This is a genomic window from Mesorhizobium subarcticum (assembly GCF_055456085.1).
The window spans coordinates 749,311-767,554 of record NZ_JBVBEG010000002.1; the positions used below are offsets into that span (position 1 = coordinate 749,311).

The 18,244-nt window shown below is 59.6% G+C and carries 13 protein-coding genes and 6 pseudogenes; 6 read left to right on the forward strand and 13 right to left on the reverse strand.

Annotated features, from left to right (window positions below; genetic code table 11):
• Window positions 1-124: 124 nt before the first annotated feature.
• From ACZYHG_RS35560 to ACZYHG_RS35580, 5 genes are read right to left on the reverse strand one after another with little or no spacing between them, the layout of a single operon-like run.
• Window positions 125-1,162, reverse strand: a complete 1,038-nt coding sequence (locus ACZYHG_RS35560) for an ABC transporter ATP-binding protein (RefSeq protein ID WP_464615035.1) — start codon at window positions 1,160-1,162, stop codon at window positions 125-127.
• Window positions 1,159-2,178, reverse strand: coding sequence for an ABC transporter ATP-binding protein (locus tag ACZYHG_RS35565; RefSeq protein ID WP_464615036.1), 1,020 nt, complete (start codon window positions 2,176-2,178; stop codon window positions 1,159-1,161). Before ACZYHG_RS35565 ends, ACZYHG_RS35560 begins: the two co-directional genes overlap by 4 nt.
• Window positions 2,175-3,068 carry an ABC transporter permease gene (locus ACZYHG_RS35570; RefSeq protein WP_464615037.1) on the reverse strand — a complete coding sequence of 298 codons (894 nt, stop codon included), beginning with the start codon at window positions 3,066-3,068 and terminating at the stop codon, window positions 2,175-2,177. Before ACZYHG_RS35570 ends, ACZYHG_RS35565 begins: the two co-directional genes overlap by 4 nt.
• A 1-nt stretch (window position 3,069) precedes the next feature.
• Window positions 3,070-4,008 carry an ABC transporter permease gene (locus ACZYHG_RS35575; protein ID WP_464615038.1) on the reverse strand — a complete coding sequence of 313 codons (939 nt, stop codon included), beginning with the start codon at window positions 4,006-4,008 and terminating at the stop codon, window positions 3,070-3,072.
• 19 nt (window positions 4,009-4,027) lie between these two features.
• Window positions 4,028-5,611 carry an ABC transporter substrate-binding protein gene (locus ACZYHG_RS35580; protein WP_464615039.1) on the reverse strand — a complete coding sequence of 528 codons (1,584 nt, stop codon included), beginning with the start codon at window positions 5,609-5,611 and terminating at the stop codon, window positions 4,028-4,030.
• A gap of 790 nt (window positions 5,612-6,401) precedes the next feature.
• Between ACZYHG_RS35580 and ACZYHG_RS35585 the strand changes: the two genes are divergently transcribed.
• On the forward strand, window positions 6,402-7,430 hold the full coding sequence (locus ACZYHG_RS35585; protein ID WP_464615040.1) for an IS110 family RNA-guided transposase: 1,029 nt from the start codon (window positions 6,402-6,404) through the stop codon (window positions 7,428-7,430).
• A gap of 221 nt (window positions 7,431-7,651) precedes the next feature.
• Here ACZYHG_RS35585 and ACZYHG_RS35590 read toward each other — a convergent pair whose 3' ends face one another.
• A complete protein-coding gene (locus tag ACZYHG_RS35590; protein WP_464615041.1) occupies window positions 7,652-8,833 on the reverse strand; it encodes an IS256 family transposase in 1,182 nt (393 codons plus the stop codon).
• Window positions 8,834-8,890: 57 nt separating this feature from the next.
• Between ACZYHG_RS35590 and ACZYHG_RS35595 the strand changes: the two genes are divergently transcribed.
• The 4 genes and pseudogenes from ACZYHG_RS35595 (at window position 8,891) to ACZYHG_RS35610 (ending at window position 12,031) form a co-directional block, all read left to right on the forward strand.
• On the forward strand, window positions 8,891-9,070 hold the full coding sequence (locus tag ACZYHG_RS35595; protein WP_464615042.1) for a hypothetical protein: 180 nt from the start codon (window positions 8,891-8,893) through the stop codon (window positions 9,068-9,070).
• A gap of 304 nt (window positions 9,071-9,374) precedes the next feature.
• Window positions 9,375-9,695, forward strand: coding sequence for a glycine betaine ABC transporter substrate-binding protein (locus tag ACZYHG_RS35600; RefSeq protein ID WP_464615043.1), 321 nt, complete (start codon window positions 9,375-9,377; stop codon window positions 9,693-9,695).
• A 26-nt stretch (window positions 9,696-9,721) separates the two neighbouring features.
• Window positions 9,722-10,673 (forward strand): annotated as a pseudogene (locus tag ACZYHG_RS35605) (aminotransferase class III-fold pyridoxal phosphate-dependent enzyme); the annotation flags it as partial.
• Window positions 10,674-10,711: 38 nt separating this feature from the next.
• Complete coding sequence (locus ACZYHG_RS35610) at window positions 10,712-12,031, forward strand: CapA family protein (protein WP_464615044.1); 1,320 nt, start codon at window positions 10,712-10,714, stop codon at window positions 12,029-12,031.
• A 12-nt stretch (window positions 12,032-12,043) separates the two neighbouring features.
• Here the strand turns inward: ACZYHG_RS35610 and ACZYHG_RS35615 are convergent.
• The 5 genes and pseudogenes from ACZYHG_RS35615 to ACZYHG_RS35635 all read right to left on the reverse strand — a co-directional run.
• A protein-coding gene (locus ACZYHG_RS35615) for an IS630 family transposase (protein ID WP_464615368.1) occupies window positions 12,044-12,927 on the reverse strand; the annotation gives its coding sequence in 2 pieces (ribosomal slippage) (window positions 12,044-12,651 and window positions 12,651-12,927; 885 coding nt in all).
• Window positions 12,928-13,037: 110 nt separating this feature from the next.
• A pseudogene (locus ACZYHG_RS35620) lies at window positions 13,038-13,679 on the reverse strand (DDE-type integrase/transposase/recombinase); the annotation flags it as partial.
• 79 nt (window positions 13,680-13,758) lie between these two features.
• A pseudogene (gene tnpC, locus ACZYHG_RS35625) lies at window positions 13,759-15,441 on the reverse strand (IS66 family transposase).
• Between the two features lie 44 nt (window positions 15,442-15,485).
• A complete protein-coding gene (gene tnpB, locus ACZYHG_RS35630) occupies window positions 15,486-15,830 on the reverse strand; it encodes an IS66 family insertion sequence element accessory protein TnpB (RefSeq protein WP_464614993.1) in 345 nt (114 codons plus the stop codon).
• Window positions 15,827-15,943 (reverse strand): annotated as a pseudogene (locus ACZYHG_RS35635) (IS66 family insertion sequence element accessory protein TnpB); the annotation flags it as partial. The gene tnpB and the pseudogene ACZYHG_RS35635, both read right to left, overlap by 4 nt.
• A 139-nt stretch (window positions 15,944-16,082) precedes the next feature.
• On the opposite strand from ACZYHG_RS35635, the pseudogene ACZYHG_RS35640 reads away from it, so the two are divergent.
• A pseudogene (locus tag ACZYHG_RS35640) lies at window positions 16,083-16,490 on the forward strand (IS66 family transposase); the annotation flags it as partial.
• Window positions 16,491-16,827: 337 nt separating this feature from the next.
• Here ACZYHG_RS35640 and ACZYHG_RS35645 read toward each other — a convergent pair.
• Window positions 16,828-16,986: pseudogene (locus ACZYHG_RS35645) on the reverse strand (IS110 family transposase); the annotation flags it as partial.
• A 377-nt stretch (window positions 16,987-17,363) separates the two neighbouring features.
• A complete protein-coding gene (locus tag ACZYHG_RS35650; protein WP_464615045.1) occupies window positions 17,364-18,209 on the reverse strand; it encodes an IS66 family transposase in 846 nt (281 codons plus the stop codon).
• Window positions 18,210-18,244 lie beyond the last annotated feature (35 nt).

The window sequence follows — 18,244 nt, forward strand, 5'->3', positions numbered from 1 at the left end:
TTGGCGCATCGTCACCCGCTCCGACAGATGCGCCCACACCTTCTTCTCGGCCATCTGCATCGCAGGCCACCGTCACTTGTGGCTCTGATCAATGGGTCCTGAGCCGAGACTTCCTTAGTCACCATCACTTGGTTCCGACTGAGGTATGGTGTGGCCGCCCGAAGCTAGAGATGACTTCACGCTCGAGTGGGAAATGGCATCTGAAGCTGTGCTCCGGGTCATCCGGCCTGGTTGAAGGTTCGGGGAAAATGCGGCCGCAGATATCCTGCGCGTAACGGCAGCGGGTGTGGAACTCGCAGCCGGATGGCCGCCTCATCAGGCTCGGCACCTCACCCTTGAGCTCGATCCTATTGAGCACCGCATCCGGGTCCGGCTCGGGATTGGCCGCAAGCAGCGCCTCTGTATAGGGGTGGCGCGGTTGATCGAAAATACGCTCGGTCGAGCCTACCTCAATAAAGCGGCCGAGATACATGATCGCCATCCGATCGGTCATGTGGCGCACAACGTTAAGATTGTGTGTGATGATTAAGATCGCCATGCCGAGTTCGTTTTGAAGCCGCGCGAGAAGATTAAGCACCTCGCCCTGCACCGAAACATCGAGGCCTGCGGTCGGCTCATCGGCAATAAGCAAGTCCGGACTTAGCGCAAGAGCACGCGCGATACCAACGCGCCTGGCCTGACCTCCGGAAAGCTGATGGGGATAGCGGCGAGCAAAATCCGCCGGCAAGCCGACCATCCGAAGCAGGCGCTCGGCTTCGCCTCCAGCATCGCGATCCTTTAGTCCATGGATCCGAAACGGCTCTGTCAGGAGCGATCGCACCGTCAGCCTCGGCGAGAGCGAGCCGACGGGATCCTGGAACATCATCGCCATGCGCCGCAAATAAGGCTTGCGTTCGGCCCCGGTGAGCTCCTCAATTTCCTGTCCGTCGAAGCTGATGCTGCCGCTCACAGCCCGCTGCAAGCCGATTATCGTACGCGCGATGGTGGATTTGCCTGAGCCACTTTCACCGACAAGGGCCAGTGTCTCGCCCTTGCGGATTTCAAACGACACACCGCATACCGCGTCGATGAAAGGCGCCTTCGTCCCGGAGGCTAGCGCCCTCAGCGGACCCATGGTGCGGAAGCGGACCCGCAGGTCCTGAACGCGGAGCAGCGCGCTCATGCCGAAACCAGCCGTTCTTTGTCGAGGAGATGGCATCGGGCGACTTGGTCCACGCCGATGCGATACTCTACCGGGTACTCTTGGGCACAGCGGTTGGACGCATGTCGGCAACGTGTGCAAAAGATGCATCCCTTCCTGCTGCCGAGGAGACCCGGCACCTCGCCCGGAATGGTCGGCAAAGTGCGCGTGCTTTTCTTGATCCGCCCGGGATCGCACTCAAGTAGCGCGCGCGTGTAGGGGTGAGCAGGATTGTGGAAGATGTCCCGAACGGCGCCCTCCTCCACCACTTCGCCCGCATACATGACGGCGACCCGGTCACACAACTCAGCCACCGCTCCGAGGTGGTGGGAGACGAACAGAATCGAGCAGCCGATCTCCTTTTGCAGATCCTTGAGCAAATGAATGATCTGCACTTCCAAGGTCGCATCAAGCGCGGTGGTTGGCTCGTCGGCGACGAGGAGCGCCGGTTTCACTAGAAGCGCCATGGCGATGCAAACGCGCTGACGCATGCCGCCAGAGAAGTGATGCGGGTAGGCGCCGATACGGCTTTGGGGATCGGGAATTCCGACCCGGTGAAGCATCTCGAGCGCACGAGCGCGCTTTTCGCTGCGGCTTCCTTGTTCGTGGTGCTGAATATCGATCATCTGGTTCTCGATGGTCCGCACCGGATTGAGTGCGGTCATCGGATCCTGAAAGATCATGGAGAGACGATCGCCGAGCAAGTTCCTACGCGCCTGAGCTGGCATTTTGAGCAGGTCTTTACCTTCAAACAGGATACTGCCGGCGGTCACATCTGCATTTTCAGAAAGGAGGCCCATTACTGTATATGCGAGCGTCGATTTTCCAGATCCACTCTCGCCGACAATGCCAACCACTTGTGCGGCCGGAACGTCGATAGAAACGTTACGCAGGGCCTGGATGCGCCCACGCGGCGTACCAAAATCGAGACTCAGGTCACGGACCTCAAGAAGCGGGCGACTGAATGAGAGCGGCGGTCTCGAATCGTCGTGTCTCATAGGTCTTTCCGCAGCTTGGGATCGAAGATGTCGCGTAGCGTCTCGCCCAGGAACGTGAAGCCAAGCGTTGCGAGGACGATCGGAACGCCGCCTGCAAATACAAGCCAGGGCGTCTGATCGATGTAGCTGTAGCCATCGTTGAGTATAGCTCCCCAATCAGGGGTCGGCGGTCGCACGCCCATGCCGAGGAAGCTGAGACCCGCCTCCACGGCAATGACGGCGGGCACGTCCATGCTCACCAGAATGACAAGCGGGCCGAGGACATTTGGCAATATGTGCACGGCCAGGATACGTGTTGTGCCAGCTCCCATGCTGCGCTCTGCGGCGATATACTCACTGCTACGCAGCGCTTCTGTCTGCGTACGCACGACACGCGCGTAAATGGGCATGGACGTTATTGCAATGACGAGAATGACACTCGCCAGGCTTGGTCCCAGAAGTGCGATAAGGGCCAGCGCGAAAATGATACTTGGGAAGGAGCGGATCGTATCGAAGAACAGCAGAAGCAAATTGTCAAGCCAGCGCGGACCGAACCCCGCGATCAAGCCAAGGACTAGCCCGACTGCCAGTGAACTGCCGAGAGAGGCGAAAGCCACGAAGAGGGGAATGCGGCTGCCCAGGATAGTGCGAGAAAACGTGTCGCGGCCCAGTTGGTCCGTGCCCAGCAGAAAATCCAGTGAAGGTGCGGCCAGACGCGGTCCGACCATGATCCGGATCGGATCATGCGTGACAATCAGCGGAGCGAAGATCGCAATTGCTGCTATGAGCACGACAAGCACTGCTCCGAGCATGCCCAGACGATTCTTGCGAAATTGCCCCCAAAAGGTGCGAAAGGCGCCGACAGCCGTGGCATCGTTGGCTTCCGGACGGATGGCTTCAACGCTCACCATGTCAGAGCTTTTCCCGGGTTCGCGGATCGAGTAATGCGTTGACCACATCAGAGAGCGTCGTAGCGGCAACGATAAGGAACGTGGTGACGAGCACGACGCCCATCACAATCGGATAGTTGCGCGTATTGACCGCATTCACGATCAACGCGCCGATGCCAGGTCTCGCAAAGACCACTTCGATAAAGACCGCGGACGAAAGCAGCCAGGCGATGCCTACCCCGAGTATGGTCACGGTCGGCAGGATCGCGAGCGGCAGCGCGTAGCGCGCAACGATGCGCCATTCCGAGATCCCGAAGGAGCGAGCCATGCGTATGTGGTTTTCGCCCAGAACCTCAAGCATGGATGCCCGTACCAGTCGGGATATGTAACCGACCCAACCAATCCCTATGGCGAAAGCTGGGAGGATGAGATGGATAAGTCCATCCCAGAGGCCATTGCCGGCTCCGATCGCTGGCAACCAGCGTAGGGTCACGGCAAAAATCAGCAGCGCATAGACCGCCATGACGAAGGAGGGGATTGCGATCGTGGCCACCGTCACGACGCCGGCCACCTGGTCCACCAACGAGTTGCGCCGCATCGCCGAGTAGCAGCCGAGCGGCACGGCTATCACGACCGCCCATAAGATCGAGATCAAAATCAGTTCTAATGTAAAGGGCAGTTGCTCGAAGACAATGTCTGCAACAGGTCTCTGACTGAACACGTCAAAGCCGAGATTGCCATGGAGCAGTCCGCCGAAGAACGTGACAATCTGCACAACGAGCGGCTTGTCTAGTCCCATCTGCTGGTGCAGCAGCGCCTTCATCTCGGGCGTCGCTCGCGGGCCGAGCATAACCACGGCAGGATCGCCGGGGACTGCCATGATCATCAGGAACAATAGCGTCACCGCGATCGCAATGATTGCGACCGCGAGGATGGTACGTTTGACAAAATACAACCACATATTCTTACGGTGCCTGGAGCTAAACTGCCTTGAAATCTACGTACAGCGGGTAACCGTCAGGACGAGTTACGGCCTGCGTATGCGTGGTGCGATACATGACCGGATTGCCCCCATGAGTAAGGAACCGGTAGGCACCGGATTCTTCCATGAGATCCTGCATCTCTTGGTAGATCTTCGCCCGCTCGTTCGGATCGCTAATAGTGACTCCCTTGGCGCTGAGTTCGTCAAAGCGTTCGCTGCGGAAGCGCTCCCAGTTCCAGACCCCCACTCGGCTTTGTAGGAAGGATCCTGTCGCATAGAAGGGGTCTGGCAAATTGCTGAACCACATGACAGTGAGCTGCATGTCCTTCCAGCGATCGCCTTCGGATTCCATGCCGAGCGTCCAGAACGAGCCGGCATCCTGAGCATTGATCTCGACCGTGATGCCGATCTGCGACAATTGAGCTTGCACAGTCTGGGCTATAGTCAAAAAAAGGCTCTCGTTCAGGCAATCGATGGTCAGGCTCAGATCGCTCACACCAGCCGTTTCTAGGAACTCCTTGGCCTTCTCGAGATCGCCTTCCGGCGGGACAAGCGCTTTCTCACGATGCCCCAGAAGGCCAGGAGGAATTGTCCCTGTTGCGACCTCCGCCTGTCCCGCAAATGCGGCTTCCAGGATCTGCGGCACATTGATCGCCCACTGGATCGCCTTGCGGACGTTGATGTCCTTCAGTTTTGGATGATCCACATTCATGCCAATCCAGTGGTAGTTCAGTGAGGGATGTTCCTCAATCTTGGTGTCGGCCGGCGGATTGCTCTTGAACTTTGCGAGGGAATCCAGAGTGATACCAGTGAAGTCAATGTCGCCTGCTTGATAGGCGCGTTCTGCCGTCTTGGCGTCGCCGATCAGGACCACGCGGATTTCGTCAAAGCCTGGCTTCGAACCCGCCCATTCCGGATTGCGGGTCAACAGCAAATGCTGGTTTGGCTTATATTCGGCAAGCACATACGGCCCGGAGAACGCTGGCGGCTTCATGCCGAAATCGCCGCCGTCCTTGGTTGCCTTCATCACCGCAGCTTCGGATACGATATGGCCTACCGCGTAAGGGAATGCGATGTTAAAGAGCGGCATGAACGGGGTCTTGAGTACGATTACGCCAGTATAGTCATCTTCAATCTCGACATGATCGAGTGAACCCCAATTATCTTTGACCGGTGAATTGTGCTTGATCCCCCGCTCAAAAGAAAATTTTACGTCCTTGGCGGTAAGTTCGCCGTAATCGCCAGTGAATTTGATCCCTTTTTTTAGGCGAAAGCGGACATGGGTTGGATCGACCTGCTCCAGTTTTTCGGCCGCTTCCAACTCCCAGCCCCATTCGGAGCCCGGCTTGAATCGCGTGAGCTTCGAATAGAGACACTCCATCACGCTCACTTCAGAGACGGCAGTGTAGAATTGGGGATCCATCTTGGTAATATCGTTGGTTGAACCAGCTGTGAGGACCTTTCCTTCCGCAGCCCAGATCGCGCTGGACAAGGGCATTCCAGCCGCGACGATCCCCCCTCCGATCACCGAAGTAGTCTTAAGGAAGGTTCTGCGGCTAACACTACCTTGATAATAGCTCATAGTTGCTCCCCTTAATTACCCGAACAGCTTGCAGATGGAGTGGGCCTGTTTTCGCGCGAGCCGCGCCAGACGGCATCCCACACCGTATCTCTCCTGGCCAAGCGCAGTCTGCTCTCAATCGCATTGAGAGGACGAATGCAGAAGCCAGTTTCACGCGAGTTCCATCGGGAATGATACTATATCGCGCAATGCGGATCGCATTGACATATTCGGCCACTTTTTTGACACTTGCCGCCATATCGGCCCACCGAAGCGGAGCATCGCATGCATGGTGACGGCGAGCTTGCGGGTGACCGAAAGCGGGGCGTTTGAAGCCGATCTTTTCGCGTAGTTTTATATCCCAATTGCGCCAGTCGCTGTTTGCCGGTGGGGGGTTAGGATCACTACCGCGGCGTCATAGATAAGCACGCACATGGGCGTTTCCGCGTCTAAAGATACTGCTAGCGCCGCGTCGTCTCCTGAGCCACGCGCCTACCGAACGCAATCGCTTAAAGTTCGCGGATTTTGACGGCAGCTAGCCGCCTTAATGCACGGCGATAAGCTTTTGACGGCCTGAAGCGACGCTGTGGTCGCGATCGTGTCCCAGGGAGTGGTGTAGCTGACGGCTTGGTCGCCGCGCTCTCCGGCATGGGGCCGGGATGATCAGCGTGCCACGGCTGGCAGGCTGATGAGAGGATCATCGCTCATCTGGCTGATGGTTTCCAGATGGGTGGATGCCAGCCTTCCCCGGCGGCATCGCGATGTGCCAAGTTTGTGGTGTTAGAGCCACGCAAAGGAGAGGCAGGCATCCATGGAAAAGGTTACCATCATTGGGGTCGATCTGGCAAAGAACGTGTTTCAGCTGCATGGCGCGGCGGCTGACGGATCAGTCGTGTTCCGCAAAAAACTGTCGCGCCTGCAGTTTTGCAAGTTCATGGCGGGTCAGCCAACATGTGTAGTGGCGATGGAGGCGTGCGCCGGTTCCCATTATTGGGCTCGCGAGATGGTCCGGCTTGGCCATCAGCCGAAGCTGATTGCACCTCGGTATGTCAAGGCGTTCGTCAAGCGGCAGAAGAACGACGCAGCGGATGCGGAGGCGATCGTCGAGGCAGCGCAACGGCCAACGATGCGCTTCGTCGAACCGAAAACCGAGGAGCAGCAGTCTCGGTCCATAATGTTTCGCACCCGAGAACAGCTGGTCAATCAGCGCACTGAGTTGGTCAACGCCTTGCGTGCGCACCTTTATGAGTTCGGCCACATCGCGCCTCAGGGAATTCGTTATCTGAACCGACTTGAATGTTTCGTTGAGGACGAGAAAGCCAATTTGCCTGATCTGGCCCGCGAAATCTGCCGCGATCTGCTGGACCGGATCTACCAGCTAACAGGCCGGATCGACGCACTGAAGAAGAAGATCGATGCTCTGTCGAGGGAAGCTGAGGCATCTCGGCGCTTGCAAACCATGCCCGGCGTTGGCCCCATCGCCGCACTGGCGATCGAAACTTTCGCGCCCCCGATGGAGACGTTCAAATGCGGCCGTGACTTCGCCGCCTGGCTTGGGCTCGTCCCGTTGCAGAAATCGACCGGCGGCAAGCAACGACTAGGAAAAACCTCGAAGATGGGCCAATGCGATATTCGACGCCTGCTCATCATTGGAGCCATGGCTGTGGTCCGATGGGCATCGCGGAAGGGCGCGCCCGAGGGCTCCTGGCTCGCGCGCATGATGCCGAAGAAGCCGCGCATGCTCGTGGCTGCGGCGCTGGCCAACAAGATGGCGCGTGGCATCTGGGCCATGCTGACAAAGGAAGAGGATTACCGGAATCCGGCAACGGTGCCTGCATGAGCATTCAGCAGCACACCTGAACCGGTCCGTCGGGGATGTGAGGAAGGCCTGAACCGCATGGGCAAATGATCGATCAGATCGGGATCAGGAAACCAGAATGACGCACCGAGCCTCGCGCTCGCTTTCTAGATTTGGACCTGATCCGCGTATCACCATACCGGCCCGCGGCACGTCATGGCCGCAAATCAAGGCCTGACACAAGACCGCACTCGATCACGCGTTCAAAGGTTCAAAATCTTCCTTGCAAAACGGCTGGCATCCACACAAGAGTTCATGTAGCGCGCCCGCTGCACGGCCCATTCATCGTTCTGTTCGAGCAGGATTGCGCCGACGAGCCGCACGATCGCATCGTCGTTGGGGAAGATGCCGACGACCTCGGTGCGCCGCTTGATCTCGCCGTTGAGACGCTCGATCGGATTCGTCGAGTGGAGCTTGGCGCGATGTTCCTTCGGGAATGTCATGTAGGCCAGCACGTCGGACTCGGCGTCGTCCATGATTGTCGCCAGCTTCGGCACCTTCGGCCGGATCTGGTCGGCGACGGCGCGCCATTGGGCGCTTGCGGCCTCGGGCGTTTCCTGGGCGAAGGCGGTGGCGATGAAGGCTGAGACGACCCTGCGGCTCTTGCCGGCGTGCGCCAGCACGTTCCTCATGAAGTGGACGCGGCACCTCTGCCATGTCGCGCTCAGCACCTTGGTGACGGGCGCCTTGAGGCCTTCGTGGGCATCGGAGACGACGAGCTTGACGCCGCGCAGGCCGCGACGGGTCAGCTTGCGCAGGAACTCGGTCCAAATCGGCTCGGCCTCCGAGGTGCCGATCTCCATGCCCAGTACCTCGCGCCGGCCGTCCGCGTTGACGCCGACGGCGATGATGACGGCGACCGAGACGATGCGTCCGCCGCGGCGCACCTTCAGGTAGGTGGCGTCGATCCACAGGTATGGCCAATCGCCCTCGATCGGACGATCGAGGAAGGCCTTCACCTTGCCGTCGATCTCCTCGCACAGCCGTGAGACCTGGCTCTTGGAGATGCCGCTCATGCCCATCGCCTTGACCAGGTCGTCGACCGAGCGCGTCGAGATGCCCTGCACATAGGCTTCCTGGATGACGGCGGTGAGCGCCTTCTCGGCCATGCGGCGCGGTTCGAGGAAGCCCGGGAAGTAGGAGCCCTTCCTGAGCTTGGGAATGCGCAGTTCGACGGTTCCCGCTCGCGTCTCCCAATCCCGCTCGCGGTAGCCATTGCGTTGAGCGAGCCGCAGCGGGGTCTTCTCGCCATAGCCGGCGCCGGTGGCCGCGCCCACCTCCAGCTCCATCAGACGCTCGGCGGCAAAGCCGATCATCTCGCGCAGCAGATCGGCATCCGGGGTCTTCTCCACAAGCATGCGCAGGTTCATCATGTCGTCGGTCATCGGTCGTCCTTCCGAAATGGGTTGGCGTCAACAACCAAACCCTACCGGAAAGCGCCGATGACCACCGACACGCCGCTCACTCGCTACAGCGCTACTAACGGCGCGCTCGCGAGCGGCTTCGTAACCGCCGAGCCTACACCACCTGATGGGACACGACCCAAGGCAGGCAACCGCCAGCGGGGAACTCAAGATCATCAAGGTGCCGATATGGCGGCAGATGTCAAAAAAATGGCCTAACGCGTCAATGCGATCCTGAATGAGCGATCTAGTATGGGCGGAGTTCGCATGGAATGGCTTGGCGAGCGGCATGCCCTTTGCAGATCGCTTCCCTTGTGAGCCTATGTGTTGAGCGCCGATGAAGCCGTTCGTGGGTTGTGAGCAATTATTGGAAGTTTTGGCGTAATGACTGGCTCTATCAGACATGCCCTTTCGATGGTGGCTTTGCGCAGACGGCGGGGATCGCGACCCCTCGCGATCCTGACTCCCTTCGTTCTGCGAGACGAAGCGAGCAAAAATAGTAGATCGTTGAAGTGAGTTGCGATTGATCCCGTCAGTTCTGAAAATGTTGGCAATCGCCGTTGCTTTGTTCACCTTCGTCCGCGCATGCAGCGCGTCGGCTCAAGATCTCGCTGGCAAGGGCATAGTCGTCCGACTGATAAAGGGCGAAGAAGAGGCCTTAGTGTTCCAACATCTGGTTGTACAGCGTGGTCAAGAGGCACTCGGCTATCCCGTTGAAAAGATTCAGATAGCGAACTATCCCACATTTCACCTCGCTGTCGCACACGGCGACGTCGACTACACGGTGCACCATTGGCAACCGCTTCATAACGCATTCTTTGAGAGTGGCGGGGCGAGAAGGTGATGTCGCGTGTAGGAAAATTCAAGCCGAAGAAGAAGATCATCTCACGCTGGCACGGCTACCACGGCTCGGGTGTGATGACGGGATCTCTGGTCGGACTCGATCCGTTCCATAATGCCTTCGACCTGCCGCGCGGGCCGATCCTGCACACGGAGGCGCCGTACTATTTCCGCCGAGCTGACCGGGCGCTGAGCGAAGAGCAGTTCTCGCAGAACTGCGCCGACAGGTTCGAGGAAATGATGCTGGCTGAAGGTCCGGAAGCGGTTGCCGCCTTTCATCGGCGAGCTGATCCTCGGCGCCGGCGGCATCGTACCGCCGCCGTCGGCTGCTGGTAGAGGATTCAGGCGTGCTGAAAAAATATGACGTGCTGCTGGTCGCCGACGAAGTGGTGACGGCCTTTGAGCGACTAGGCACCTTGTTCGGCTCGGACCATTACGGCATCAAGCCTGACCTGATCACCATCGCCAAAGGCTTGACCTCGGCCTATGCGCCGTTGTCGGGCGTCATCGTCGCCGACAAGATGCGGCAGGTGCTGGTTGAGGGCTCCGACCATCTAGGCTCGCTCGGCCATGGCTGGACTTATTCGGCGCATCCGATCTGCTTCGCTGCGGGTGTGGCCAACCTCGAACTGATCGACGAGATGGAACTGGAGACAAATGCCCGCGAGACCAGCGCCAATTTCTGTGCGGAGCTTGCCAAGACAGTCGGTGCCCATGAAAACGTCGGCGATGTGGGCGGGGATAGTATCCTGGCGGCGGGCCAGTTCGTCGCCGACGGGGACGAACGGGTGTTCTTCGACGCCTCGCAGAAGATCGGGCCGCAGGGGGCAACCGCACCTGGCGCAAACGGCGTCATCGGCCGCGCCATGCCGCAGGGCGACATTCTTGGTCTTGCCCCGCCGCTCTGCCTGACCCGCGAGCAAGCCGACATCGTCTTTCGAAGACAGCGTACTCGGTCAGGAGTGTGTTTGCCAATCACTGAGATCGATCACTACCCCCCCCAAAATCGGAGCGACCACCATGACAATCCGGCTTCCAATTGATCCAATTGACGTCTTCCAGCCCAACGAACAGGCGCTCGAAGCTATCCGTAGAGCTGAAGTCCACGGATCATGGGCATTTCCTTTACACCAGTTGGCAAACGGCATGTCAGAAGGGACGGGCAACGGCCTTGAGTACTGGTTTTACACCAGTAGGCATCCCATCACGAAAACCTCGCGAGAGGTCTCAGAGGCGTTATCGTCGTTGAAATCTGACGACATATCATTGCCGGCTGGCTGGGTTGAAGAGGACGCCCTCAGTCTAGCTGCGTGTGGCGATCTTATTCAGGCCGTGGGCCTGGAAGCGTCAAACAATCAGCTTTTCTCGCAAATTAAAGATGTCGTCTTCGACAAAGACGTGTCTTTTGCAAACTATGAATCCGTGGTTGCTGATGCCCACATAGTCAATGAAGTAATGCCTGATATAACTTCATTTCGCATGTGCTGCACAATTGAGCAGTACCGGACATTGACGTCTCATAACACTTCACGTTTCGACGTCCTTAATATGGCAAATAATCATGCAAATGACCTTGGTGTTGACGTGCTTACTCGCACGCAGGACATTGCAGAAAGCGACGGAATACTTACCATTGGCGCGCCACGGAATAAAGCCGAGTATGGCAGATGCAAGACCCTCACAAGAAACGGGATCAAAATTGGTTTTGTTTCTGCTACATACAGCCTTAACGGGTTTGCATTGCCTCCAGGGCATGAATTCCGAATTCATGTGTCTAGACTCATGTCTCGGCATGTACCTACAGAGTTAGAATTGCTGCGAGCTCAGATCGCGGATTGTAAAGAACAGGATTGTGATTTTATCATCGCCTCCATCCATTGGGGAGTGGAATTCGAGTTTTTTCCTCTGTTTAGACAGATCGAAGCGGCTCACGCTCTGGTAGAAGAGGGTGTTGATCTGATTTTAGGCACTCATCCGCACGTCATCCAACCTGTTGAGTATTATCGCCCCAAGCGGGATCCGTACCGTACCGCGATTATAGCCTATTCCCTTGGCAGCCTCACATGGGACTGGTTTACGGCACCGCACCTCATATTAAGCCTTGTATTGAACTTAAATTTTTCAAAGGGCAGGACAATTGCTGGTGAACAGCGAACTTATTTAAAGAGCGCTCAACCAATCCCCATTATTCGAAACATATCCTTAGACAAAGGCAAGAGGACGATGCGGCTCGAAAAGCTGGACGAGCGTCTTGACGAGGTCGGCACCGTTACGGGTGGTGACCTCATCAAGATGAAAGATTATTGCGATCTGGTTTTAGGGCAGGGTTGGGCGCGCTAGAGCACGTCCTGTTTAATTTGGGTCATATCCGGCGGCCTGGAAGTAGTTGGCGCATTCGGCTGGCGTGAACTGATCAAGGAGTGAGCCGACCGCATCCCACAGAGCGGTGATGGTTCTCTCCGCCTTGGCGCGTAGGAGCGCCTTGAGTTTTGAGGAGGCATTCTCGATGGGATTAAAGTCGGGGCTATAGGGCGGCAGGAACATGAGCCTTGCGCCGGCGGTCTCGATCGCGTCCCGAACGCCGGCCGCCTTGTGGGCGGGCAGGTTGTCCATCACGACGATGTCGCCCTCCGACAGGGTCGGGACCAGCACCTGCTCGACATAGGCCAGGAACACGTTGCCGCTCATGGCGCGGTCGTAGACGAATGGGGCGGTCATGCCCGTCAGCCGCAGTGCGCCGGTGAAAGTGGTGGTTTTCCAATGGCCGTGCGGCACGCCTGCCCGGCAGCGCTCACCGCATGGCGCACGGCCCCGCAGCCGGGCCATCTTGGTCGATAATCCAGTTTCATCGATGAACACCAGCTTTGCCGGATCGAGATCGAGTTGGCCGTCGAACCACGCGCGACGACGCTTCAGGATGTCGGGACGATCCTGCTCCAGTGCATGTGCGGACTTTTTTTGAACGTCCAGCCGTGCTGGCCAAGCCAGGCGCTTAAGGCACTGCGACTGATCCGAGCCGATCGTTCGACCGCCAGCCGTTCCACCATCTCATTAAGCGTGATGTCCTTGCGTTCATCGATCAGCCCGACGAGGAAGGCTTCATGCGTATCGAGGCTGGACCCGCGTCGGCGGCCTTGTCGCCTCGGCCCCAGTTCGCCGATCTTTGCCCGAGCGATCCAACGGATCGCACTCGATATACCAACCCCGAACCGCGCCGCAGCCCGCCGGGCCGACATGCCGGCGTCCGAGGCCTGCAGAACCCGAGACCGAAGATCTTCGCTCAATGTGCTCTTCCCATCATCCACCTCATGAAAGTGGATGTTGAATCACACCGCCAACGCCCTCGTCACATCACAATCGATTCATCGATCCCCGGATGTGCTCTAGCTGTGGAGTACAGGTTGTCCCTGATCAAGCCGAGACGGCTGATAGGTGGTTTTGATTGTAAGCTGCCATGTGGCCTGCGCCAATTGTAGCGACGAAGCCAGAGTGGCAGCTCAGTGGTGCGTTCATGAGACGTGTTGTAGGCTCGGGCATAAGCCCATTCGCGCAAGCTCGTCTGGATGAAGCGCTCTTGTGACTATCTGACGTAGACCGTGAAGTTTGCAGGCTGCCTGAAAAGCTTTTTGACCGATGGCACGAGCCGTTGTCGGTCATCACGCGCTGCACTTTGATGCCGAGGCTGGCGTAATAAGCAATGGCAGCTTCCAGGAAGGCGACGGCGCTCTCCTTGCGCTGATCGGGCATGACTTGGACGAAAGCGACGCGCGAGGCATCGTCGATGCAGGCTTGGACGAACACCCAGCCGATGCCGAGATGACGGTTGGTCGCGCCAGGATATCGCCTGGTAATGCGGTGCCCCACAGAGCCAATCCGGCCGAGCTTCTTGATGTCGATATGGATGAGCTCGCCGGGGGTGCTCGCGCTCATAGCGGCGTACCGGCTCGACCTGCTGGACGCAGCGAGAAAGCAGAAGATTGGCGCTTCGTTCGTACGCATACGACGAAGGCCGCATGATTGGCACGCGCGCGCGTGCGCGGCGGGCTCTATGATGACGTTGCGTGAGGTCAGGCGGCCTGCTGAATGGCGGGCTTGTCGGCTTCGCGCAGGCGCTTCCAGTGCCAGGGCAGTAGTTCGTGCAGACGCGAGGTGGGAAGATCGGCAATGCGGGCCAGGACATCGGCGAGCCAGGCTTTCGGGTCGACGTCGTTGAGGCGTGCCGTGGTGATGAGGGTAAGCATAACGGCGGCGCGGTCGGCGCCGCGCAGGGAACCGGCGAAGGTCCAGTTTCGCCTTCCCAGAGCAATGCCACGCAGCGCTCTTTCGGCCGCGTTGTTGCTGAGGCAGATTCTGCCGTCGTCGATGAAGCGGGCGAAGTCGGCCCAGCGCCTGAGCATGTAGTTGATTGGCTTCAGGACCTCGGAAGAGCGCGAGAGGGTATCGCGCTCGCGGAGCAACCAGGCGTGCATATCGTCGAGAAGTGGTTTGCTCTTCTCCTGCCGCACGGCACGCCGCTCAGCGGCTGTCTTGCCGTTGATGGCGCGCTCGATCTCGAACAGCGCGTCGAGGCGCCTGACCGCCTCCAGCGCGATCGGGGAGATCGGTTTGCCCTTCTTGCCATCCCGGGCCTTTTTCGCGATGTCGGCCAATTCGAAGAATCCTCGCCGCGCATGAGCGTAGCAAAAGGCCGGCGTGATCGGCTGCTCCTTCCGCTACGGGTCGAACAGCGGCTCGAAGCCACTGTAACAGTCGCACTGAAGGATGCCGCTGAACCCGGCCAGATGCTTCTGAGGATGCTCGCCACGCCGGTCGCTCGAGGCATAATAGATCGCCGCCGGCGGCGCAGGCCCGGCGAAGGGACGGTCATCGCGCGTATAGTTCCATATGCGCCCGGTCGCACACTTGCCCTTCGCCAGGATGCGGATGGTGGTGTCGTCGCCATGAAGGCGCTCGGCTGCGAGCACATGGCGCTCGATCAGGCGGAAGAGCGGCATGACGGCGAAGGTTCCGTGGCCGACCTGATCGGCCAGCGTCGACAGCGGCAAGTCAATCCCTTCGCACCTTGAAGCGCGCGCTCTGGCGGTTGAGTGGAGCATGCCGAACTTGTCGAACAGGATTGTCGCCAGCAGTTGGGGACCGATGAAGCCGCGCGGCGTGGCATGGAACGGCGCCGGCGGCTGGGTGATCTTCTCGCAATCGCGGCAGGTGAACTTCTCCCGCACCGTTTCGATGACCTTGAAGCGGCGTGGGATCTCCTCCAGCGTCTCCGTTATATCTTCGCCCAGTTTCGACAGCCGCGATCCGCCGCAGCAGGCGCAGGTGGTGGGCGGCTCGATGACGATGCGCTCGCGCTCGATGTCGGCTGGCCAGGGCTTGCGCATTGGCCGCTTGCGCGTGAAGGCGCGCACGCTCTGGGCCTTCGCGGCCGCGGCGGCCGCGGCAAGCTCGTCCTCGCTCGCCGAGGTCACGAGGTCTTCGAGTTGCAATTCCAACTGCTCGATCAGCCGCGCCGTCCGCTCGGAGCGCTGCCCGTACAGTTCGCGTTTCAGCTTCTCGATGCGCAGCTCGAGATGCGCAATCCGCGCCTCGGTGTCGGACAGCATGGCTTGTGCGTTGGCCGCTTCGGCCTGCCAGTTGGCAGCACCCGCGACCGCCACATCGCGTTCAGCCTGCAACGCCTCACGTTCAGCCAGCAGCGCCACGTAGGCGCTGGCAAGATCCGAGGGAAGATCAACCGGCTTCGAAGCCATGCGCCGATTGAATCACATTCCATTGTATTTTCAACTAAAAAATGCTACCCAACCCGAGTTGGACGCGACGTTTCCTGAGGGTTGCGCCAGTCTATCCCTGACAAGAGATAACTCAGCTGTGCAGGAGATACTTTCACAACTCCGCCCTCAACTGTCGGCCAGATGAAGCGGCCACGCTCAAGTCTTTTTGTGAACAGGCATGATCCTTGGCCATCATGCCAGATGACCTTCAACAAATTTCCGCGTTTCCCCCTGAAGCAAAACAGGTTGCCCCCAAGGGGATTATGTTTGAGGACCTCCTGCACCCGTAGCGCAAGTGATGGAAAGCCACATCTCATGTCGGTGTAGCCTGTGGCAAGCCACACACGCACGCCTTCTGTCGGGATCATCGCAGCATTTCCAGCCCCTGCAAGATCCGCAGCAGGACACTTACGTCGACAGTGCGGTCAACGATCACACGCCGGCCGTTGGCCCCGACGATTTCCATCCGGCCACCGGTAGACACCGCTTGGCTGGTCGCAGCTGCTACTTCAGAGCGCGATCGCGCAGGAGCAGGCTCTTCCGGCTCTATATCGTGCAGGCCGGGACCGACAACACCCATGTCAATGAAGGCGATCGGTGGGGTCTCGGGCAGCGGTGACCTCAAGAGCTACCAGCGTGCTCCTTGTCCGCGCCACGCGGCGGCCCTGCGCGCCCGCTTCGAGCGCCTGTTCAAACGACGAACCGGCTACGTCATGCTCGACCGGCTTCTTGCCAGGCTGCATCGCCGCAAGCATGAACTCCTGCGCGTTCTCGATCGTCCCGAGATCCCACTCCACACCAATGGTTCCGAAAACGACATCCGCACCTTCGTCACCAAGCGCAAGATCTCCGGCGGAACCGTCAGCGAGGCAGGCAAGAACGCCCGCGACGTCCTGCTCGGCCTGATGAAGACCTGCATCAAGCTCGACGTCTCATTCTTCCGCTATCTCGGCGACCGCCTCGGCATACCAACACAAGAGTCGATTCCGCCGCTCCCGGATCTCGTTAGGCAAGCCGCTCAAGCCTGACTGCCCGGTAATCTGCCCCGGTTACACATCCGCCAGCCTCAAAGGCCCATCGTCATGAATAAGACGGGCTTCTGTAACGGGCCTCGTCTTGTCAATCCCTCGTAACTTCGTCCGCTGCCGGGGTCTTGCTTCTGTCCGCAGTCGGCGCCTCGGCCGCTGCCTGATGGGATCTGATCGGGATCGGCTGGCCAATCTAGGGACGCGCAGTCATCAAACGAGCTGCTCCCGTCTTAGCGGCCTAACCGGGTCCACCGTCCCGGCAAGGGACGTCGTAACGGCAGGACCTGGTGTCGATGCCCGCCGTGTTCCTCCTATCCTTATCCTCTCATCGAACGCTTCACGACACGACTGCCGCAGGACGGCCTGTCGGCAGAAAGCGCTCAGCGCTGCGCATCATCTGGTGCAGAACCACCGCCAGCTTGCGCGCAAGCGCAACCTTGGCCTTTCGCATCCCGGCCCGCTTCGCCACCGCAAGCGCCCAGGACTTCAAGGCAGTCGCGATAGAACCACCAGATCAACTGGCGCATGATGTCGACGGCCTGACGTTGATCCGGGGTCACGGGTATCAATTTGTGGACGAGCCGCTCGGCGTGGACCCAGCACAGAGCATGGTCGCCGATGCGGAACTGGCCGGCATCATCGGACACGACCACGGTATCGCCGAGAAAGCCGTGGTGGCGGATCGCTCCCCACATCGCCCCTTCGGTGGCGATCCTGACTGGGTTGGGCTCAACCGCGAGCTGGTCGAGGCCGAGTGCGGCCAGATGCGCCTGCCATGCGGCGCTGTCGGCAAATGCCTTGTGCGGCGCAGCCGCCAGCCGCGCGATCACCGGACCGGCGAGGTTGCGGCCGCGCATATAGGCCAGGGCCTCTTCATTGATGAAGTAATCGCTGTGCCCGGCACGCAAGCGTCGCCAGGAACGCCTCCCGTGACTTCGATCGCCCGGTGCGGAACGCGGTGAAGCGGCGATCGCCGATCTGGGTGGTGTAGCCGTCCTGGTGGGCGTGGCGCGCCGACGTATCATCGACGGTGATCCAGGGCGCCGTAGCCAGCCCGGCGCGCAGCACGTCACGGTCCTCCGCCGCGAAGGCCTCCAGGCCCTCCGAAATCAGCCGCACCACCTGGCGCTTCGAAATGTCGACCCCGATCCCGGTCAACAACGCCGTCAACCGCTCCGTCGTCACCTGGCCTTGAATGTGACAGGCCAGAATGAAGCGGCGCAGGTTCGCGCCCCAGCCGCCGATGATCCCCGCCGGCAACGGCGCCACCATCGTTTCGCCGGTCGGTGTCACCCAGCGCTCGCGGCGATAGCGCACCACCTCGGCCGACAACGCCAGATCGCGCACCAGGATCGTCTCATACCCCTTGAAGCGAGAGCCCGCAGGAGCGCTCACCGCAACCGTCACCTCGCGGCTCACGCGACCGCCGTCGCGCTTGGCGCCGCGCCGGCGGCGCTTGCCCTTGCCAGATGTCGGCTGCGTCGCCTTCTCCATGCCCGATGGCTTGGTCGGCTTGACCGGGGGACGCGGCGGCAGGTCCTTCAGCCGGGCGATCTCATCCTTCAGGGTCTGGTTCTCGGCGCGTAGCGCCTGGTTCTCAATCTCAAGGCTCTCGACCCGGCCTTGAAGACCGCGCACTTCGCCGATCAGCGCAGAAACCAGCCCGCGGAGTTCCGCAAGCGACAGGCCTTCAAGCGAATCAGTCGATGGTAGCGTCACGGGCCTTTATCAACCAAAGACCGCAATATCCTTGT